General features: G+C 72.0%; 16 protein-coding genes. 5 read left to right on the forward strand and 11 right to left on the reverse strand.

Annotation, left to right across the window (positions count from 1 at the left end):
• Positions 1 to 48 precede the first annotated feature (48 nt).
• Positions 49 to 873: an alpha/beta fold hydrolase gene (locus UO65_RS26575; RefSeq protein ID WP_035287682.1), complete on the forward strand. Its 825-nt coding sequence runs from the start codon at positions 49 to 51 to the stop codon at positions 871 to 873.
• 338 nt (positions 874 to 1211) lie between these two features.
• On the opposite strand, the gene UO65_RS26580 is transcribed toward UO65_RS26575, so the two are convergent.
• Positions 1212 to 1520 (reverse strand): ArsR/SmtB family transcription factor, encoded by a 309-nt coding sequence (locus UO65_RS26580; protein WP_233427851.1) that lies wholly within the window; start codon positions 1518 to 1520, stop codon positions 1212 to 1214.
• 97 nt (positions 1521 to 1617) lie between these two features.
• Between UO65_RS26580 and UO65_RS26585 the strand changes: the two genes are divergently transcribed.
• The gene (locus tag UO65_RS26585) at positions 1618 to 2796 is read left to right on the forward strand and encodes an MFS transporter (RefSeq protein WP_035287683.1); all 1179 of its coding nucleotides are present in this window, start codon (positions 1618 to 1620) and stop codon (positions 2794 to 2796) included.
• 12 nt (positions 2797 to 2808) lie between these two features.
• On the opposite strand, the gene wsfD is transcribed toward UO65_RS26585, so the two are convergent.
• The 7 genes from wsfD to tkt form a co-directional block, all read right to left on the reverse strand.
• Positions 2809 to 4335: a glycan biosynthesis hexose transferase WsfD gene (gene wsfD, locus UO65_RS26590; RefSeq protein WP_152552289.1), complete on the reverse strand. Its 1527-nt coding sequence runs from the start codon at positions 4333 to 4335 to the stop codon at positions 2809 to 2811.
• 265 nt (positions 4336 to 4600) lie between these two features.
• On the reverse strand, positions 4601 to 5329 hold the full coding sequence (gene pgl / locus UO65_RS26595) for a 6-phosphogluconolactonase (RefSeq protein ID WP_035287687.1): 729 nt from the start codon (positions 5327 to 5329) through the stop codon (positions 4601 to 4603).
• Positions 5326 to 6432, reverse strand: coding sequence for a glucose-6-phosphate dehydrogenase assembly protein OpcA (opcA, locus tag UO65_RS26600; protein WP_035287690.1), 1107 nt, complete (start codon positions 6430 to 6432; stop codon positions 5326 to 5328). The genes pgl and opcA overlap by 4 nt, the downstream gene beginning before the upstream one ends.
• Positions 6429 to 7964, reverse strand: coding sequence for a glucose-6-phosphate dehydrogenase (gene zwf, locus UO65_RS26605; RefSeq protein WP_035287691.1), 1536 nt, complete (start codon positions 7962 to 7964; stop codon positions 6429 to 6431). Before zwf ends, opcA begins: the two co-directional genes overlap by 4 nt.
• Positions 7961 to 9589 carry a glucose-6-phosphate isomerase gene (locus UO65_RS26610; protein ID WP_035287693.1) on the reverse strand — a complete coding sequence of 543 codons (1629 nt, stop codon included), beginning with the start codon at positions 9587 to 9589 and terminating at the stop codon, positions 7961 to 7963. Before UO65_RS26610 ends, zwf begins: the two co-directional genes overlap by 4 nt.
• Positions 9590 to 9689: 100 nt before the next feature.
• Positions 9690 to 10796: a transaldolase gene (gene tal / locus UO65_RS26615; protein ID WP_035287696.1), complete on the reverse strand. Its 1107-nt coding sequence runs from the start codon at positions 10794 to 10796 to the stop codon at positions 9690 to 9692.
• Positions 10793 to 12913: a transketolase gene (gene tkt / locus UO65_RS26620; RefSeq protein WP_052021811.1), complete on the reverse strand. Its 2121-nt coding sequence runs from the start codon at positions 12911 to 12913 to the stop codon at positions 10793 to 10795. Before tkt ends, tal begins: the two co-directional genes overlap by 4 nt.
• 318 nt (positions 12914 to 13231) lie before the next feature.
• Here tkt and UO65_RS26625 point away from each other — a divergent pair, with 318 nt between their 5' ends.
• Positions 13232 to 14179 carry a heme o synthase gene (locus UO65_RS26625; RefSeq protein ID WP_035287704.1) on the forward strand — a complete coding sequence of 316 codons (948 nt, stop codon included), beginning with the start codon at positions 13232 to 13234 and terminating at the stop codon, positions 14177 to 14179.
• A gap of 238 nt (positions 14180 to 14417) precedes the next feature.
• Here the strand turns inward: UO65_RS26625 and UO65_RS26630 are convergent, their stop codons facing one another.
• Genes UO65_RS26630 through UO65_RS26640 form a run of 3 tightly spaced genes read right to left on the reverse strand, consistent with a single transcriptional unit; the run spans position 14418 to position 16703 of the window.
• On the reverse strand, positions 14418 to 15056 hold the full coding sequence (locus UO65_RS26630) for an HD domain-containing protein (protein WP_035287706.1): 639 nt from the start codon (positions 15054 to 15056) through the stop codon (positions 14418 to 14420).
• A 50-nt stretch (positions 15057 to 15106) separates the two neighbouring features.
• The gene (locus UO65_RS26635) at positions 15107 to 15700 is read right to left on the reverse strand and encodes a hypothetical protein (RefSeq protein WP_052021816.1); all 594 of its coding nucleotides are present in this window, start codon (positions 15698 to 15700) and stop codon (positions 15107 to 15109) included.
• A 34-nt stretch (positions 15701 to 15734) separates the two neighbouring features.
• Positions 15735 to 16703 carry a hypothetical protein gene (locus tag UO65_RS26640; RefSeq protein WP_052021817.1) on the reverse strand — a complete coding sequence of 323 codons (969 nt, stop codon included), beginning with the start codon at positions 16701 to 16703 and terminating at the stop codon, positions 15735 to 15737.
• 226 nt (positions 16704 to 16929) lie between these two features.
• On the opposite strand from UO65_RS26640, the gene UO65_RS26645 reads away from it, so the two are divergent.
• The gene (locus UO65_RS26645) at positions 16930 to 17484 is read left to right on the forward strand and encodes an FKBP-type peptidyl-prolyl cis-trans isomerase (protein ID WP_035287711.1); all 555 of its coding nucleotides are present in this window, start codon (positions 16930 to 16932) and stop codon (positions 17482 to 17484) included.
• Between the two features lie 65 nt (positions 17485 to 17549).
• Positions 17550 to 17993: a MarR family winged helix-turn-helix transcriptional regulator gene (locus tag UO65_RS26650; RefSeq protein WP_035287714.1), complete on the forward strand. Its 444-nt coding sequence runs from the start codon at positions 17550 to 17552 to the stop codon at positions 17991 to 17993.
• The last annotated feature ends 108 nt before the right edge of the window (positions 17994 to 18101 follow it).

Here is an 18101-nt window from a genome sequence, read left to right on the forward strand (position 1 = left end):
ACCGGGCCGGTCACACCCGGTGCACAGCAGGTTTCCCAGGAGGCTCACATGAACGGCACCACCACCGTGACCGGCTCGACACTGCGCGTACCCGACGGCGAGCTGTACTTCGAGCGCCGAGGCTCCGGCCCGCTGGTCGTCCTGGTCGGCGCCCCGATGGACGCCCACCCGTTCGCCGGGCTCGCCGACCTGCTCGCCCCCGACCACACGGTCCTCACCACCGACCCGCGCGGCATCAACCGCAGCCGCCTGGACGACCCCGAGCGGGACTCCACCCCCGAGCAGCGCGCCGACGACCTCGCCCGCCTCATCCGCCACGCCGACGCCGGTCCCGCCGTGGTGCTGGGCTCCAGCGGCGGCGCGGTCAGCGCGCTGGCGCTGGCCCAGGCCGAACCGGGGCTGTGCCGGGTGGTGATCGCGCACGAGCCCCCGCTCACCCGCCTCCTCGACGACCACGAGGACCTGCGCGCCAAGACCGAGGACATCATCGCCACGCACCGGGCGGGCGACCCGCTCGCCGCGGGCCGCAAGTTCCTGGCCCTGGCCAACCTGGACCTGCCGGAGGAGTTCATCCTGGAGATGTTCGGCGGTTCCCGCACCCCGCAGGAGGTCGCGGACGCCGACTACCAGAACAACCACATGCTGCGCCCCACCACCGCCTGGTTCCCCGACCTCGACGCCCTGCGGGCGAGCCCGGTCCGCCTGCTCGTCGGTCTCGGCGAGGACTCCACCGGTGAACTCTGCGAGCGGACCTCCGTGGCGCTGGCCGCCGCCCTGTCCACGACCCCGACGTACTTCCCCGGCGGGCACGTGGGCTTCGCTGAGGACCCGACCGCCTTCGCCGCCCGGCTGCGCGAGGTCATCGCGGGCTGATCCACCGCCCGTGGTGCCGCCGGGGGAGCGGCACCACGGGCGGTCCACCGGTTGACTGCCGCCCCGTGCAGGCGCTGGGTTTCCTGCTCATCGGTCTCCCGGCGGGCGTGTGGTGCGACCGCGTGCGCCGCAAACCGGTCCTGATCACGGCGGACCCCGTCAGCGCCGTGGTCCTCGGGTCCATCCCGGTGGCCGCGCTCGCGGGCGCGCTGACGCTGCCGCACCTCTGCCTGGCGGTTTTCCTCGCGGGCCTGTGGCTGTTCTTCTCGCCACTGCGCTCCCTGCGCGACTTCCCCGCCGTGGAACCGGAGGCCGCGCGGGCCCTGACAGCGCGGGGTTCAGTGCGGGGCGTTGAGGATGCCGTCGAGCAGGCCGGGGTAGAGGGCGTCGAGGTCGTCGCGGCGCAGGGTGGTGATGCGGGCGGTGCCCTCGGGGCGGACCCGGACCACACCCGCCTCGCGCAGCGCGCGGATGTGGTGGGTGCGGGTCGACTTGCTGATCGGCAGGTCGATGCTGCCGCACGGGGTGCCCTCGGGCAGCGTGGACAGCTCGCGCACGATCATCAACCGTATCGGGTCGGCCAGCGCGTGCAGCACGGCCTCGATCCGGATGTCGGCCCGCTCCGGGTGCGGCAACTCCTCGGTCACCCGTCCATGATACGAAATACATCGTAGTTCGACCAGTGACGTACTACGATCCCCGTCGTACCAAGTTCGGATCGACCAGCCGTCCCCCGGGAGTGCCATGTCCGCCCGCATCCACCTGCTCGCCGTCGGTGCCTTCACCGTCGGCTCCAGCGGGTACATCGTCTCCGGCGTGCTGCCCGCCGTGAGCCGCGAACTCGACGTCTCCACCGCCACCGCGGGCCAACTGGTGACCGTGTTCGCCATCGCCTACGCCATCGCGTCCCCGCTGCTGGCCACCGCCACCGGCCGCTGGGAGCGGCGCACCCTGCTGGTCGCCGCCCTGGGCCTGACCGCACTGGGCAACCTGCTCGCCGCGCTCGCCCCGAACTACGCGCTGCTGCTCGTCGCCCGGGTCGTCAGCGCGCTCGGCGCGGCGGTGTTCACACCCGTCGCCACGAACGTCGCCACCGTCCTGTCCCCGCCGGACCACCGCGGCCGCGCGGTCGCCACCGTGTTCGGCGGGCTCACCTTCGCCCTGATCATCGGTGTGCCCGCGGGCAGCCTGCTCGGCGACCCGATCGGCTACCGCGGGGTGTTCGCCCTGGTCGCGGGCGTGTCCGCGCTGGCGGCGGCGGCCACCTGGATCGGCATGCCCCGGGTGGCGGCGCCCCCGCACGTGCCGATCCGCGCCCGCCTGGCCGCCGCGGCCGACCCGCGCGCGCAGCTCGTGCTCGGCATGACGGTGGCGGGCTGCCTCGCGGCGTTCGCCGTGTTCACCTTCATCGCCCCGCTGCTCGCGGCCACCGCGGGCGTCAGCGGCACCACCCTCAGCGTGCTGCTGCTCGTCTACGGCCTCGGCGGTGCGGTCGGCAACACCCTCAGCGGCAGGCTCACCGACCGCTTCGGCAGCAGGCGCCCGCTGCTGGTCGTGTTCACCGCCTTCACCGTCGTGCTCGCGACACTGCCCCTCACCGCCACGACCGTCGTGGGGGCGGGGATCGCGCTGTTCGCGTGGGGCCTGGTGACCTGGTCGGTGAACCCGCCGATCCAGAACTGGCTGATCGAACTGTCCCCTTCGGACAGCGGACTGCTGCTGTCGGTCAACGCCTCCGCCGTCTACCTCGGCGTCGGCCTGTCCGGCCTGTTCGGCGGCTTCGTCATCGGCACGGCGGGCATCCTCGCCCTGGCCCCGATCGCCGCGATCGTCGGCGCGCTGGGCCTGGTGCTGCTGCTGTTGGCCGCCCGCGCGTCCCGCCGCGCGGAGGTGGTGGCGCCGCTCGAACCGGTGGCCGCCTGACCCCGCTCCCGGTCAGGCAGTCCCGTTCGCGGGCCTGCCGTCACCGCCGCCCGTGGGAACCGGCTCCGCGCTCGACGCCTCGACCGTCTCGGACCCGTCGGCCGGGTCGGGCGCGGAGCGGCGGCGCACCGCGGTGACGACGGCGACCACCGCGGCGCCGATCAGCGCCAGGAGGGTCACGTCGAACAGGTAGGCGGCGAGCCAGACGTGCTTGGCGACCTCGAAGTACCCGTCGCCGAGGATCGCGAGGGCGACCACACCCAGACCGATCAGGGCGGCGACGCCCGCGGTGCGGCACAGGACCGTGAGCGCCCGGTTCGTGCGGCGCAACAGCGCGAACACCCCCGCCAGCAGACCGAGGACCGCGACCACCCACGGCTTCCACGGCAGCGCCACCGACGACAGCCACGCGCGCAGGCTCTCCCGGTCCGCGCCCTGGCTGCCCGCGACGGCGGGCTCCGGCGCTGTCCACACCATCCCCGGCAACCACTTCCGCGACGGCAGGTAGACGAGATCGCGGCTCTCGGTGGCCACCACGCCGACCGACAGCGCGGTCAGCGCCGCGCCGGGGTGAGCGGCGAGGACCTCCCACGCCCGGGTGCGGTACTCGCTGCCCTTGGCGATGATCTCGTCGGCGCCGGGTACACCGGCGGGACCGTTGGGGAAGTACGCGTTCCCGGCGTAGGACTGGGCCTCGGGGGTGAGCCCCAGTTCAGCGGTGGCGCCGGGGATCTCCTCGAGCACGACGGTGTAGACGAGGTTGAAGGTGTTGACACCCTTGTAGGAGCTGTCCTGCCAGGCCACGGTGGCGGTGAGCGGGCCGAACGCCGCCGCCACCACGGCGACGGCTGCGAGCGGCCCCACGACCCGGCCTGCCCAGCCGCGCGACCCGAACCGCAGCACCGCGCACAGCACGACCGCCGCGGCCAGCACCGGTGCGAACGACGGTTTCGCCGTTCCCGCCACCAGTCCGCCCGCGCCCATCAACACCAGCGCGACCACCCGTTCCACCCGGTTCCCGGGGTCGGTGGTGAGCGCGACGGCCAGACCGCACAACACCGCGTAACCGCCCACCAGCCCGGCGGGTTCGGCGAACATGGACACGAAGAACCGGGCGAAGTCGATGTTGAACAGCGGCACGGCGGCGGGCAGCAGCACCAGTGCCCACGCCGGACCGCGCTTGCTCAGCGCCCACGCCGCCACCCCGGTGACCACGGCCGCCGCTATCGCGTAGAGCCAGCCCAGGCGGGTGAGGGAGAACGGGTCTTCGCCCATCCCGGCGAGGCGCAGGGCCACCAGTGCCGACGACGGCTGCGGTACCCCGCAGGCGGGCCCGCGGACGAAGTCGATGGCCACGCCGCCGAGCCAGTTGGACCGCCCGGTGGGGGTGTCCGGGATCATCCCCGCGCCGCAGAACAGGCGGATGCCGTCGCCGTTGTCCCCGGCGCCGGAGGGGCTGTTCCCGAACAGGCCGAGGGTGAGGGCGATCCCGAACAGCATGACGACCGCGGCCGAGACCGCCACAGACAACCGTTGCACCGGTTCGAGAGTAGCCGGTCGATCACCGTCTCCGCCGTGGGCTCACCAGTTGACCGGTACGGCGGGCGACGTTCCGGGTCCGCGGGTCCGGTGGTCGCCCGCCCCTCGCCCACCTGGGCCTGCCGCCACACGCACTCGGCGTGCCGGGTGGAGTCGGCAGTGACGAACAGCAGGTCCGCGAGGCGACCGGAGGCGAGCGGCGTCGGAGCCGGAACACGGAGCGGGGGCCGGGGATGGCCCCCGACCCCCGCTCCACGCACGTGCCTCAGTCCCGCTTCACCTCAGCGGCAGCTTCCTCGTCGAGGAACCAGACCGTCGCATCCCGCCCCCGAGCGCCAGCAGCGGGAATCTCCACCTCCGAAACCCCCGCCAAAGCCTTCCCCACGGCCTCGGCCTTCGCCGCCCCGGTGGTCATCAACCACACCTGCGAAGCCGACCGCGCGGTCGACAGGGTCAGGCTGACCCGCGTCGGCGGCGGCTTCGGGCAGTCGCGCACCGCCACCACGACGTCCGTGGAGTGCACGGCGGGGGAGTCCGGGAACACCGACAGCGTGTGCCCCTCCTCGCCGACGCCGACCAGCAGCACGTCGAACTCCGGGGACCCGCCCAGCAGTTCCGCGTACGCGGCGGCGGCCGCGTCCGGGTCGTCGCCGAACCTGCCGTCGGAGGGGGCCATCGGGTGGACCCTGGTCTGGTCGACCGGGACGTGGTCGAGCAGGGCCGCGCGGGCCTGGGTCTCGTTGCGCTCCGGGTTGCCCGCGGGCAGGAAGCGCTCGTCGCCCCAGTAGATGTCCACAGTGGACCAGTCCACCGCGGACGCCGCCGTGCGGACGGCCTCCAGGACGGCGATCCCGGTGCGACCGCCGGTCAGCACCAGCGACGCCGAGCCCTTCGCGGCCTGGGCGGCGGCCACCGCGGACAGCAGCCGGGTCGCGACCGTGGCCGCGAGGTCCTTGGCGTCGGGGAAGACGACGACCTCGTTCCCGCCGGTCACGACGACGCCTTCGCCTTGGCGCGGGTGGTCGTCGCGCGTCGCGGGGTCGCCTTCGCCTTGGCGGCGTCGCCGGTCTTCGCCTTGGACTGCGAGACCTGGTGGGCCCGCGCCGCCGACGGCTTCGGGTCGGCGGCGGGCGCCTCCGCGGCCCGCTCCGGGGCCGGTCGGGTGCGCGCCGACGCCCGGGCCCGGACGATCTTGGTCAGCCCCTTGAGGGTGTCCTCGTAGATCTCGTCCGGGTCCAGCCTGCGCAGTTCCTCGGCCAGGCAGTCGCGCACCTCGCGGCGCTGCAGCGCCACCCGGCGGGCGGGCTGCCCCGGCTGGGTCAGCGTGCCGACCTTGCCGTCCGGGCGGGTCAGCTCGATCGAGCCGGACTTGCGCTCCAGCACCACCGAGACGATGCCCTCGCCGTCGGTGGCCTTGACCCGCTTCACCGGCACCCGCAGCGTGTGCGCCAACCAGCCCGCGAGCAGGTCGGTCGACGGCGAGTCGCCCTCGCCGGTCACCGCGGCCGCGGTGACCTTCTCGAACGGCGGCAGGTCCATCGACGCCGCCAGCACCGCCCGCCACAGGGTCAGCCGGGTCCAGGCCAGGTCGGTGTCGCCGTCGGAGTAGTACCGCTGGCGCACCTCCAGGGCCTTGATCGGGTTCTTGTCGGTGGCCGAGTCGGTGATCCGCCGCTGCGCCAGCCGCCCGATCGGGTCCTCGGCGGGCTTGGCGGGCGCCTCGAACGGCCACCACGCCACCACCGGGGCGTCCGGGAGCAGCATCGGGATCACGCAGCTCGCGCCCTCGTCGGCCAGCGCGCCGTAGAGCCGCAGCACGATGACCTCCGAGGCACCCGCGTCGCCGCCGACGCGGATCTGCGCGTCCAACCGGGCCGCGGCCCGCTTGGCGCCGCGGGCCACCACGATCACCCGGCACGGGTGCTCGCGGCTGGCGTCGTTGGCCGCGTCGATCGCGTCCTCGGTGCGCTCGCCGTCGTCGGTGACGATGACCAGGGTCAGCACCCGGCCCAGCGTTGTCGCCCCGCCCAGCTCGCGCACGTGCAGGAGCTTGGAGTTGATCTGGGCGGTCGTCGTCGAGGGAAGGTCTACGATCACGGTCGCCTCCAGTGCCTGCCGTCGCGGGCCAACATCTTGTCCGCGGAGTCCGGTCCCCACGTGCCTGCGGGGTAGCTGTCCGGCTTGCCCGCCGACTTCCAGTGCTTGAGCACCGGCTCCAGGATCTCCCAGGACAGCTCGACCTCCTTGTTCACCGGGAACAGGGAGGGCTCGCCGAGCAGCACGTCGAGGATCAGCCGCTCGTAGGCCTCCGGGGAGGCCTCGGTGAACGCGTGCCCGTAGGAGAAGTCCATCGACACGTCGCGCACCTCCATCGAGTTGCCCGGCACCTTGGAGCCGAACCGCAGGGTCATGCCCTCGTCCGGCTGCACCCGCACCACCAGGGCGTTCTGCCCCAGCTCCTCGGTCGCGGTGGCGTCGAAGGGCAGGTGCGGGGCGCGCTTGAAGACCACCGCGATCTCGGTGACCCGGCGGCCCAGGCGCTTGCCGGTGCGCAGGTAGAACGGCACCCCCGCCCAGCGCCGGGTGTTGACCTCCAGGGTGATGGCCGCGTAGGTCTCGGTGGTGGAGTCCTTGGAGAACCCCTCCTCCTGCAACAGCCCCGGGACCTTCTGCCCGCCCTGCCAGCCGCCCGCGTACTGCCCGCGCGCGGTGGTGTCGCCGAACGGCCCGACCGGCTTGGTCGCCTCCAGCACCTTGATCTTCTCGGTGCGCAGCGCGCCCGGCCGGAAGGAGACCGGCTCCTCCATGGCGGTGAGCGCCAGCAGTTGCAGCAGGTGGTTCTGGATCACGTCGCGGGCCGCGCCGATGCCGTCGTAGTAGCCCGCGCGCCCGCCCAGGCCGATGTCCTCGGCCATGGTGATCTGCACGTGGTCGACGTAGTTGGCGTTCCAGATCGGCTCGAAGAGCTGGTTGGCGAAGCGCAGCGCCAGCAGGTTCTGCACCGTCTCCTTGCCGAGGTAGTGGTCGATGCGGAACACCGACTCCTCGGGGAAGACCGCGTTGACCACCTTGTTGAGCTGGTGGGCGCTGGCCAGGTCGTGGCCGAACGGCTTCTCGATGACGACCCGGCGCCACTCCTCCGGGTTGTTCGCCTTCGCCAGGCCGGAGCGGGCGAGCTGCTTGGTCACCACCGGGAACGCCCCCGGCGGGATCGACAGGTAGAACGCGTGGTTGCCACTGGTGCCGCGCAGCTCGTCGAGTTCCTTCACGGTGGCGGCGAGCTTGTCGAACGCCGCGTCGTCGTCGAAGGAGCCCTGCACGAACCGGAAGCCCTCGGCGAGGCGGTCCCAGACCGCCTCGCGGAACGGGGTGCGGGCGTGCTTCTTGACCGCCTCGTACACGACCTGGCCGAAGTCCTGGTCGGCCCAGTCGCGGCGGGCGAAGCCGACGAGCGAGAAGCCCGGCGGCAGCAGGCCGCGGTTGGCCAGGTCGTAGATCGCGGGCATCAGCTTCTTGCGCGACAGGTCACCGGTCACACCGAAGATCACCAGGCCGCACGGCCCGGCGATCCGCGGCAGCCGCTTGTCCCGCTCGTCGCGCAGCGGGTTGTTCCACGTCCGCTGGCTCACCCGTGCACCTCCGCCAGTGCCGCGACGAGGTGCGCCAGGCCCGCGGCCCGGTCGGTGAAGTGCAGCCGCAGCACCGGCCTGCCGTGCTCGACGAGCACCTGCCCGTCGCCGAGGGCCTGCGCCTGCTGGAGCACGCCGAGGGTGTACGGGCGGTCGGGGACCTCCAGGTCCTGCTCCACCGCGCCGGTGACCTGCAGGAAGACACCGTTCTGGTGCCCGCCCTTGTGGTACTGCCCGGTGGAGTGCAGGAACCGCGGACCCCACCCGAAGGTGGTCTGCAACCCGGACTTGCGGGCGACCTCGGTGCGCAGCAGCACCGCCGAGGCGTCGTCGAGCCGGTCCAGGTAGGCCTGCACCGACACGTACCCGTGTTCGGGCGCGGCGGACAGCAGCGCGTGCACGGCGGCGGCGACGGTGGTCGTGCCCTCCGGCAGCAGGCCCTCGGAGGCGTGCACCTCGATCGGGCCGTCGACGAGGGCGGGCTCGTCGGCCTGCTCGTCGCCGGTGGAGTCCAGCAGGGCGCGGGCGGCCTTCTTCGCCGCCTCCACGTCCGGCTGGTCGAACGGGTTGATGCCCAGCAGCCTGCCCGCGACCGCGGTGGCGTACTCCCACAGCAGCACCAGGCCGCCGAGGCTGCCCTCGGTGGCGATCCGCGCCGCACCGGCGGCCGGGCCGATCGCCACGGCGGTGGCGTCGGAGCCCGCGTCGTGGAAGCCCGCGGCGTCCGGGCCGTCGACGACGACCGGCAGCAGGCCGGTGCCGTTCTTGCCGGTGGACTCGGCCACCAGTTGCTCGGCCCAGTCGCCGAAGCCCTTCACCGCGGACCCGGTGTCGGCCAGCACGACCTTCTCCGCGCCGCGCGCGTGCGCCGCGGCCAGCGCCGCGCCCAGCACCAGGCCGGGGTTGTCGGGGGAGTCCACCGACAGCTTCTGCGCCGCGGCGGCGGCCTCGTCGAGCAGCCCGGCCACATCCGCGCCCGCCAGCCCGGCGGGCACCAGCCCGAACGCGGTCAGCGCCGAGTACCGGCCGCCCACGTGCGGGTCGGCCTGGAAGACCCGGCGGTACCCGGCCGCCACCGACGACTCCTCCAGCGGGGAGCCGGGGTCGGTGACGACCACGATCCGGCTCGCCGCGTCGATGCCCTCGTCGGTGAACGCCTTCTCGAAGATCCGGCGGTGGCTGTCGGTCTCCACTGTGGAACCCGACTTCGACGACACCACGATGACCGTGCGCGACAGCTCACCGGCCAGCGCGTCGGCCACCTGACCGGGGTCGGTGGTGTCGAGCACGACCAGCGGTACGCCCGCCGTGCCCGTGATGACCTCGGGGGCCAGCGACGACCCGCCCATGCCCGCCAGCACGACCCGGTCGACGCCCTCCGCGCGCAGTTCCGCGCGGAGGGCGTCGATCTCGGCCAGCAGGGGACGGGAGGAGTCGTGCAGCGTCGTCCAGGACAGCCGGATGGCCGCCTCGGACTCCGCCTCCTGACCCCACAGCGTGGGGTCCTGCGCGGTGAGCTTGGACGCCACCTGGTCGGTGACCAGCCCAGCCACCAACGGCTTCGCCTCCTCGGCGAGCCGCTGGTCGAGCAGGGTTACTGCGACATCTCCGGGGTGCTCTGCCATGTGTGGCGTCAGCCCTCTCCCTGATTCCTCTTGTTCAGACGGGCACTGTGTTTGCCCGCTGTTCTTCTGCTGTCCTGCTCGGCAGCCCTGCTTGGCAGCCCTACTTGGCGCTGTCGAGCTGACCCTTGACGGAGTCGAGCAGTTCCTGCCAGGACTTCTCGAACTTCTCCACGCCCTCGACCTCGAGGGACTTGTAGACGTCGTCCACGTCGATCCCCACGGCGCTGAGCCGGTCGTAGACCTCCTGGGCCTCGGCGGCCGTGCCGGTGACCGCGTCACCGGTGATCTTGCCGTGTTCGGCCACCGCGTGCAGGGTCTTCTCCGGCATCGTGTTGACCGTGTCGGCGACGACCAGCTCGTCGACGTACATCGTGGGCGAGTAGTCCGGGTTCTTCACCCCGGTCGATGCCCACAGCGGGCGCTGCTTGCGCGCGCCCCGCGCGGCCAGCGCCTCCCAGCGCTCACCGGAGAACGCCTCCTCGAACGCGGCGTAGGCGAGCCGGGCGTTGGCCACGGCCGCCTTGCCGCGCAGCGCCTTGGCCTCGTCGGTGCCGATCGCGTCGAGCCGCTTGTCGACCTCGGAGTCCACCCGGGACACGAAGAACGACGCCACCGAGTGGATCGTGGCCAGGTCGTGGCCGTTGGCCTTGGCCTGCTCCAAGCCCGTGAGGTAGGCGTCCATGACCGCGCGGTAGCGCTCCACGGAGAAGATCAGCGTGACGTTGACGCTGATGCCCTCGGCCAGGGTCGCGGTGATCGAGGACAGGCCCTCGACCGTCGCCGGGATCTTGATCAGCAGGTTCGGCCGGTCGACGGTCTTCCACAGCTCCTGCGCCTCGGCGGAGGTGGCCTCGGAGTCCGCCGAGATGGTCGGGCTGACCTCGATGGACACCCGCCCGTCCACGCCGTCGGTGGCGGCGTGCACGTCGCGGAACAGGTCGCAGGCGTTGCGCACGTCGGTGGTGGTCAGCTCGCGCACCGCCTGGTCCAGCGTCGCGCCGCGGGCCGCCAGCTCGCGCACCTGCTCGTCGTAGGCCTCGCCGTCGGCCAGCGCGGCCGCGAAGATCGTCGGGTTGGTGGTCACCCCGACGATGTGCTTGTCGCGGATCAGCTCGGCCAGGTTGCCCGAGACCAGGCGCTCGCGGGACAGGTCGTCCAGCCAGATCGAGACACCGGCGTCGGACAGCTTCTTCAGGTTGTCGGTCACTGGGTTCCTCCGGTCGCTTCGAGCGAGCGGCGCGCCGCGTCCACGACGGCCTCTGTGGTCAGTCCGAACTCGCGGTAGAGGGTCTGGTAGTCCGCGGAGGCGCCGAAGTGGTCGATGGAGACGACCTCGCCCGCGTCGCCGACGAACCGGTGCCACGGCTGGGCGATGCCCGCCTCCACCGCGACCCTGGCCTTGACCGAACCCGGCAGCACCGAGTCCCGGTAGTCGAGGTTCTGCGCGTCGAACCACTCGACGGCGGGCATCGACACCACGCGGGTCGGGATGCCGTCGGCCTCCAGCACCGCGCGCGCCTCGACCGCGATCTGCAACTCCGAACCGGTGCCGATCAGCACCACCTTCGGGTTGCCGTCACTGGCGTCGGCCAGCACGTACCCGCCCTTGGCGACGCCCTCGGCGGCCTTCTCCTTCGTGCCCTCGAGCACCGGCAGGTTCTGCCGGGTCAGCGCCAGACCGACTGGCTGCTGGTGCTGCTCCAGCGTCGCCTTCCACGCCGCGGCGGTCTCGTTCGCGTCGCCGGGGCGCAGCACCACCAGGTTCGGGATGGCGCGCAGCGCGGCCAGGTGCTCGATCGGCTGGTGCGTCGGGCCGTCCTCGCCCAAGCCGATGGAGTCGTGCGTCCACACGTAGGTGACCGGCAGGCCCATCAGCGCGGCGAGCCGCACCGCCGGGCGCATGTAGTCGGAGAACACCAGGAACGTGCCGCCGTAGGGCCGGGTCGGGCCGTGCAGCACGATGCCGTTGAGGATCGAGCCCATGGCGTGCTCGCGGATGCCGAAGTGCAGCGTCCGGCCGTAGGGGTTGGCGTTCCAGTGCGCGGTCGCCGACGACGTCGGGCCGAACGAGTCCGCGCCCTTGATCGTGGTGTTGTTGCTCTCGGCCAGGTCGGCCGAGCCGCCCCACAGCTCCGGCAGCAGGCCGCCGATCGCGTTGAGCACCTCGCCGGAGGCCTTGCGGGTCGCCACGCCCTTGGCGTCGGGCTCCCAGGTGGGCAGCGCCTCGGCGAAGCCCTCGGGCAGCTCGTAGGCGCTCGCCCGGTCCAGCAGGGCCTTGCGCTCCGGGTTGGCCGCGGCCCACGCGTCGAACGCGGTCTCCCACTCGGTGCGGGCGGCCTTGCCCCGGTCGCCGACGGAACGGGTGTGGGCCAGGACGGCCGGGTCGACCTCGAAGGTCTTCTCCGGGTCGAAGCCGAGGATCTTCTTGACCGCGGCCACCTCGTCGTCGCCGAGGGCCGAGCCGTGCGCCTTGCCGGTGTTCATCAGGTTCGGCGCCGGGAAGCCGATCACCGTGCGCAGCAGGATGAACGACGGCCGGGTGGTCTCGGCCTTCGCCGCCTCGGCCGCGGCCAGGATGCCGGAGACGTTCTCGCCGCCCTCGACCACCTGCACGTGCCAGCCGTAGGCCTCGTAGCGGGCGGCCACGTCCTCCGACAGGGCGATCGCGGTGTCGTCCTCGATGGAGATCTTGTTGTCGTCGTAGAACACGACAAGGTTGCCCAGCTCCTGGCGGCCCGCGATGGACGACGCCTCGGAGGTGACGCCCTCCTCGATGTCACCGTCGGAGGCGATGACGTAGACGAAGTGGTCGAACACGCTCTCGCCCGGCGCGGCCTCAGGGTCGAACAGGCCGCGCTCGCGGCGCGCGGCCATCGCCATGCCGACCGCGGAGGCCAGGCCCTGGCCCAGCGGCCCGGTGGTGATCTCCACGCCGTCGGTGTGCTTGTACTCCGGGTGCCCCGGGGTCTTCGAGCCCCACGTCCGCAGCGCCTTGATGTCCTCGATCTCCAGGCCGTAACCGGAGGTGAAGAGCTGCAGGTACTGGGTGAGGCTGGAGTGCCCGCAGGACAGCACGAACCGGTCGCGGCCGATCCAGTGCGGCGCGGCCGGGTCGTGGCGCATGACCCGCTGGTAGAGGGTGTAGGCGAGCGGCGCGAGGCTCATCGCCGTGCCGGGGTGGCCGTTGCCGACCTTCTGCACGGCGTCGGCGGCGAGGACGCGGATGGTGTCGACGGCCCGCTTGTCGAGATCCGACCAGTCGTCCGGCACCGACGCGCGGGTGAGTTCGGACAGGTCGTTGGGCACTTCACTGCTGACGGACACGGACTTCGGCTCCCACTTCCACAGTCTCGGCGGGTCGTGGCGCCCAGTCTTCCGCATCGGGTTCTAGATCGATCCCGCAGGCGGGTGACAAGGTTCGACCCGCAGTTCATCCCTGGTCCACGGGTAAGCGTAGTCCGCCCGCGGATCGGATGTGATCTCCGACCGAAAGCGGGCCACGCCGGACCACCCGGCAGGGGTACCCGATAACCGCGCGGTTAACATTTGCCCGGTGCCGCGGTCGTCGCCGCGGTGCGGACGCACTCGCCGTGACCGGCGTTACACCTGGTCGTGGCGGGTACCCACCACCTGAGGAGCGCGATGTCGTCGGTGACCCCCGTGCCCGTCGACCCGCGCGCCGAACAGGCACCGCGCACCACCCTCTCGGTGGTGAAGGCGTACGTCGCGCTGACCAAGCCGCGCATCATCGAACTGCTCCTGGTCACCACCGTCCCGGCGATGATGCTCGCCGCCCGCGGCATCCCCTCGCCGTGGCTGGTGCTGACCACCCTCATCGGCGGCTCGATGGCCGCGGGCAGCGCCAACGCCCTCAACTGCGTCGTCGACGCCGACATCGACGCGGTCATGAAGCGGACCAAGTCCCGCCCCCTGGCCCAGCACGCGGTCCCGACCCGCTCCGCGCTCATCTTCGGCGTGGTCCTGGGCGTGCTCTCCTTCGCCTGGCTGTGGACGACGACGAACCTGCTCGCCGCGGCCATGGCCGTCGGCGCCATCCTGTTCTACGTCCTCGTCTACACGATGATCCTCAAGCGCCGCACCGCGCAGAACATCGTCTGGGGCGGCGCCGCGGGCTGCATGCCGGTCGTCATCGGTTGGTCGGCGGTCACCGGCGAAGTCGCCTGGCCCGCCCTGGTCATGTTCGGCGTCATCTTCTTCTGGACCCCCCCGCACTTCTGGGCCCTGGCGATGAAGTTCCGCGACGACTACGCCGCCGCGGGCGTCCCCATGCTCCCGGTCGTGGCCACCCCGCAGCAGGTGGCCAAGCAGATCGTCATCTACTCCTGGGTGATGGTCGCCTGGACCCTGCTCCTGCTCCCCGCCACCGGCTGGGTCTACGCGGCGTTCGCGCTGCTGGCGGGCGCGTGGTTCCTGGTGTTCGCGCACCGGTTGAACAGCGCGGTGCGCAAGGGCGAGCCGAACAACCCGATGAAGCTGTTCCACCTGAGCAACTCGTACCTGACCCTGGTCTTCGTGGCCCTCGCGGTCGACTCCGCCCTGTCCCTGCCGGTCCTGGGCCTGCCCTTCTGAGCGGGACCGCCGCCACCCACGGCTGAACGGCCGTGATGAACCGGGTGCGGCGATGGACACGGCTGATCCACCCCGCGTCCAGGCGCATGGCATCCGGGGTCCGAGCACTTGGTGGCCTGGGTGGACGGCGATCGTCTCGATGGTGGTCAGGGTTGCGCGGACCCGTCCACCTCGTCGCCGTCCACCGCGACCTGGGGACACGTCCACCGGCGGCTCCGGGTGGGCACGTCGCTGACGGTCAGGACGCCACTGCCGTCAGGAGGCGTTCCACTGTGGGGTCGTCGAGGGATTCCTTGATGCAGTGCCACAGTTCCAGGTTGGCCGTGGCCCAGCGGGAGTACGCCGTCGCGGCTTCGGGGGAGTAGAAGTAGAAGCCCTCTTCGTGCGGGACGTGCTGTTCGCCGACGATCTTGTTCGCCAGTTCGCGTAGGCCGATGCCGTTCTCGGCGAGGTACTTGTGCGCGAGCACCACCGGGGTCACCGGCAGGGCCTTGAACAGCGTGTCCGCGTCCGACAGGGCCTGGGCCTCCAGCGAGATGTCGCGGTGGCGGTTGGCCATCTCCGCCTCGTCGACCAGTGCGTCGATCCAGTCGACGAGGTCGGGGGTGACGCCCGCGGAGTCCAGGATGTCGCGGCGCAGGCCGCTGCCCGCCGCGGCGGGGGAGTTGCGGCGGACCAGGTAGTTCACGTCGTGGACCAGTGCCGCGGTCTCCACCACCGGGGTGTCCGAGCCGTTGAGGTCGGCGAACTCGACCGCCTTGTCCCGGACGAAGCTGACGTGGTGCCAGCCGTGGAACGGCAGGTTGCGGGCGTAGTGCGTGCACAGGTCCCTGACCTGCTTCTCCACCAGTTCGATCGTCGAGCGTGTGATGGACATCGGTAGTACCCCTCCCATAGGCCGTGGGTGGGGTGATGGTAAGCCGCCGCTCAGAGCAGGCTGGTCAGTTCGGCCAAGCGCGACTCGACTGGGGTGTGCCGGTGGCCGATGCCGGTGGCGGGGTCGTAGGACAGGCTCCAGGCGCGGACCGGGCGCGACTTGACCAGGAACGTCATCGTCGTGTCCAGGGCGGTCGGGATGCGGTGGAACTGCTCGGCGGTCAGCACCCCCGACTCGCCCGGCAGGCAGTCGGCGCGGCTGGTCAGCTCCGCTCCGGTGATCAGGCCGGTGTGCTCGTCGACCGTCGCGCGGAAGCGCTCGTGGCGGTAGCCGCCGGAGAGGATGACCGTGCAGAAGTGGTAGCGGTGGTTGTGCACCGAGTCGGCGTAGCCCGCCCGCCAGTCCTGCTGCGGCTTGTACTCGTGCAGCCAGAACGAGAACGGCTCGGCCGTGCGGTCGCGCAGGCACCAGGCGAAGTGGGTGGTGGTCTCCCGGGAGCGGGCGATCAGCGCCGCCGCGTTGGCCGGGGCCATCCCCAGCAGGTGGCTGCGCAGCACCGAGCGCAGCCCGGGGCCGTCGGCCCAGGACAGCACCTGTTCGTGCGCGGCCGCCCACCGCTGGTGGCCCAGGTCCGCGGCGCGCATCCGCGCGGCGAGGTCGGACAGGTCCGGCACGGGGTCAGCCTCCCAACTCGGCTTTGGCGGCGAAGTCGCGGCGGAACGCGTGGAAGCGCTCGGCCAGCTCCCGGAACCGCTCCTCGGTGGGCTGCTCCCCGGTGACCGCGGCGAAGTGCGCCAGGAACTCGTCCCGGGTGGTCTCCGGTGTGATCACGAACCGCGCGCCGTCGGTGGCGTGCAGCCGGGCGAACTCGGCGCGCTGCATGCCGTAGAGGAACGACCCCTCGGAGAACCGCAGCGACCGCGGGTAGAGCGACTGCGAGCCGGACACCGAGCTGTAGAGCGTCACCCACACGCTGTCGTCGAACATCTCCAGCCGGTCCAGCGGCGGGTCGGCCACCGCGGTGACCTCGATGGACGTGCACCGGCCGCGGGCGAGGAACAGCCCGACCAGCCCGATGCGGATCTCCTCGTGCAGCGCCTCCTGCACCCGCTCGTACTCGGTCTCGTAGTCGGCGTCGGCCCCCTTGTGCCGCAGCTTGTGCCGGGCCCGGCCGGTGACCGAGCCGCGGGCGCGCGGGTCGGCGACCACCGCGCGCACCTCCCACTCGGCGTGCGCCAGCAGCAGCCGCACCGCGGCATAGCGGCCGGAGAACCCGCGGAAGAGGAACTGCCGGGTGGCACCGAGGTCGCGCATCATCAGGGCGTTGAACGCCGGGTCCGGGTCGGTGGTCGCCTCGAACACGTGCGTGGGGAAGAACTCCGCGTTCAGCGAGCGGTACTCGTCCGACAGCTCGCGCAGGGCCTTGCGGCTCTCCTCGACCAGCGGGGTGACCATCGCCCGCTGCGCGGCGGAGGCGGTGATCAGCGTCTGGCCGAACCCGATCACCGCCGAGACGAACGTCCCGGTCCCCAGTGCGGTGAGCAGGTTCTTCGGTGTCCCGGCGTCGATCGAGCCCGCTGCCCACGTGGACAGACCGGACACGACGAGCAGGACCGACAGCAGCAACCCGGTTCGGGTCCAGAACATCTCCTGGATCGCGTGGGTGCGGAGCCGTCCGGCGTCCGCGGGCACGGCAAGCCACCTCCTGGTGCCCCGGGGAGAGGGCAGGGTGTTGGGCGGGGGGAAGTCACGGAAAAGGTGCGGAAGGTCACCCTACGCGCAATTTGCTGACGGGAAAATGCGTAATTCGGGTGAGAGTTCACCGCCGGTCACCCGGTTGACGCGTACCGGCCGGTATCTACACTGCTCGACCATGCGGAACCTCGGCAAGATCGTGCTCGCGGCGGCCCTGGCCACCGGTCTGACCGCCTGCGGCTCGTCGGACCAGGCGTCCCCCGGTTCGGCCGGTGGGGTCACGATCGGCAAGACGACGACCACCACCACGGCGAGCAACCTGCCCGCCTGCACAGTCGACCAGATCCCGATCGGCGGCCAGGCGGGGGCGAAGCCGACGATCACCGTCCCGGACACCTGCTCGCCGCCGAAGGAACTGCTGAGCAAGGACCTCGTCGTCGGCACCGGCAAGGACGTCACCGCCGGGGTGACCATGCAGACCCACTACGTGCTGGTCACCTGGTCGGACAAGGTCGAACTGGACAACTCCTGGGACCGCGGCGAGACGTACCCGCTGCAGAACGTGGGCAAGGCCGGCGTCATCGACGGCTGGAACGAGGGCGTCATCGGCATGAAGGAGGGCGGCCGCAGGCTGCTGGTCATCCCGCCGGACAAGGGCTACGGCCAGGGCGGCAACGGCGTAAAGCCCAACGAGACCCTGGTCTTCGTGGTCGACGCGGTGGCTGTCTCCTGATCCCGGAGGGGGCGGGCGCGACCGACGCCGCGACCGACGCCGCGACCGACGCCGCGATCGACGACGTGGCCGATGACGCGGTCGCGTCCTGGCCGACCGGTCGGCTGTTGTCGGTGGCCGCCCGGCTGGTCGAGGGCTCCTGGGAGCGGGCGCTGGCCGAGCGCGGGCTGACCCACGCGGGACTGATCGCGCTGCACCTGCTGGTCGGCGGTCCGCAGTCGCAGCGGGCGCTGGCCCGCGGTGCGCGGGTCACCGACCAGACCATGAGCCGCACGGTCGACCGGCTGCTCCGGGCCGGGTTCGTCGACCGGGTGGTCGACGGCGCGGACCGGCGGCGGATGCTGGTGACGCTCACCGAGTCGGGCCGCGCCGTGCACGCCGAGGCGGTGCGGGCTGAGCGTGAGGACCCCGCGGTGCTGGGTGCGCTGGTGGACTACGAGGCGTTTCGTCAGCAGTTGGTGGCGTTGGTCCAGGCGCTGGGGCCGGGTGGGCAGGCTGGGCCGCAGTAGTACCCAGCTTCTGTTTCAGGACCGGTCTTTTTGGCGGGGGTGCCGGTCTTTTGCTGGTGGGTGCCCGGCTGGGTGGATGTGTTTGGCCGGGGCCCCTATGGCGATCAT

The sequence above is a fragment of the Actinokineospora spheciospongiae genome (assembly GCF_000564855.1).
Taxonomy (GTDB): domain Bacteria; phylum Actinomycetota; class Actinomycetes; order Mycobacteriales; family Pseudonocardiaceae; genus Actinokineospora; species Actinokineospora spheciospongiae.

Excerpts from the sequence above, each read along its gene's own strand:
- UO65_RS26575 (WP_035287682.1), top strand. The coding sequence starts at position 49 with ATGAACGGCACCACCACCGTGACCGGCTCGACACTGCGCGTACCCGAC.
- UO65_RS26610 (WP_035287693.1), bottom strand. The coding sequence starts at position 9,589 with ATGGCAGAGCACCCCGGAGATGTCGCAGTAACCCTGCTCGACCAGCGG.
- UO65_RS26640 (WP_052021817.1), bottom strand. The coding sequence starts at position 16,703 with ATGTTCTGGACCCGAACCGGGTTGCTGCTGTCGGTCCTGCTCGTCGTG.
- UO65_RS26585 (WP_035287683.1), top strand. The coding sequence starts at position 1,618 with ATGTCCGCCCGCATCCACCTGCTCGCCGTCGGTGCCTTCACCGTCGGC.
- UO65_RS26630 (WP_035287706.1), bottom strand. The coding sequence starts at position 15,056 with ATGTCCATCACACGCTCGACGATCGAACTGGTGGAGAAGCAGGTCAGG.
- UO65_RS26645 (WP_035287711.1), top strand. The coding sequence starts at position 16,930 with ATGCGGAACCTCGGCAAGATCGTGCTCGCGGCGGCCCTGGCCACCGGT.
- UO65_RS26625 (WP_035287704.1), top strand. The coding sequence starts at position 13,232 with ATGTCGTCGGTGACCCCCGTGCCCGTCGACCCGCGCGCCGAACAGGCA.
- UO65_RS26635 (WP_052021816.1), bottom strand. The coding sequence starts at position 15,700 with ATGCGCGCCGCGGACCTGGGCCACCAGCGGTGGGCGGCCGCGCACGAA.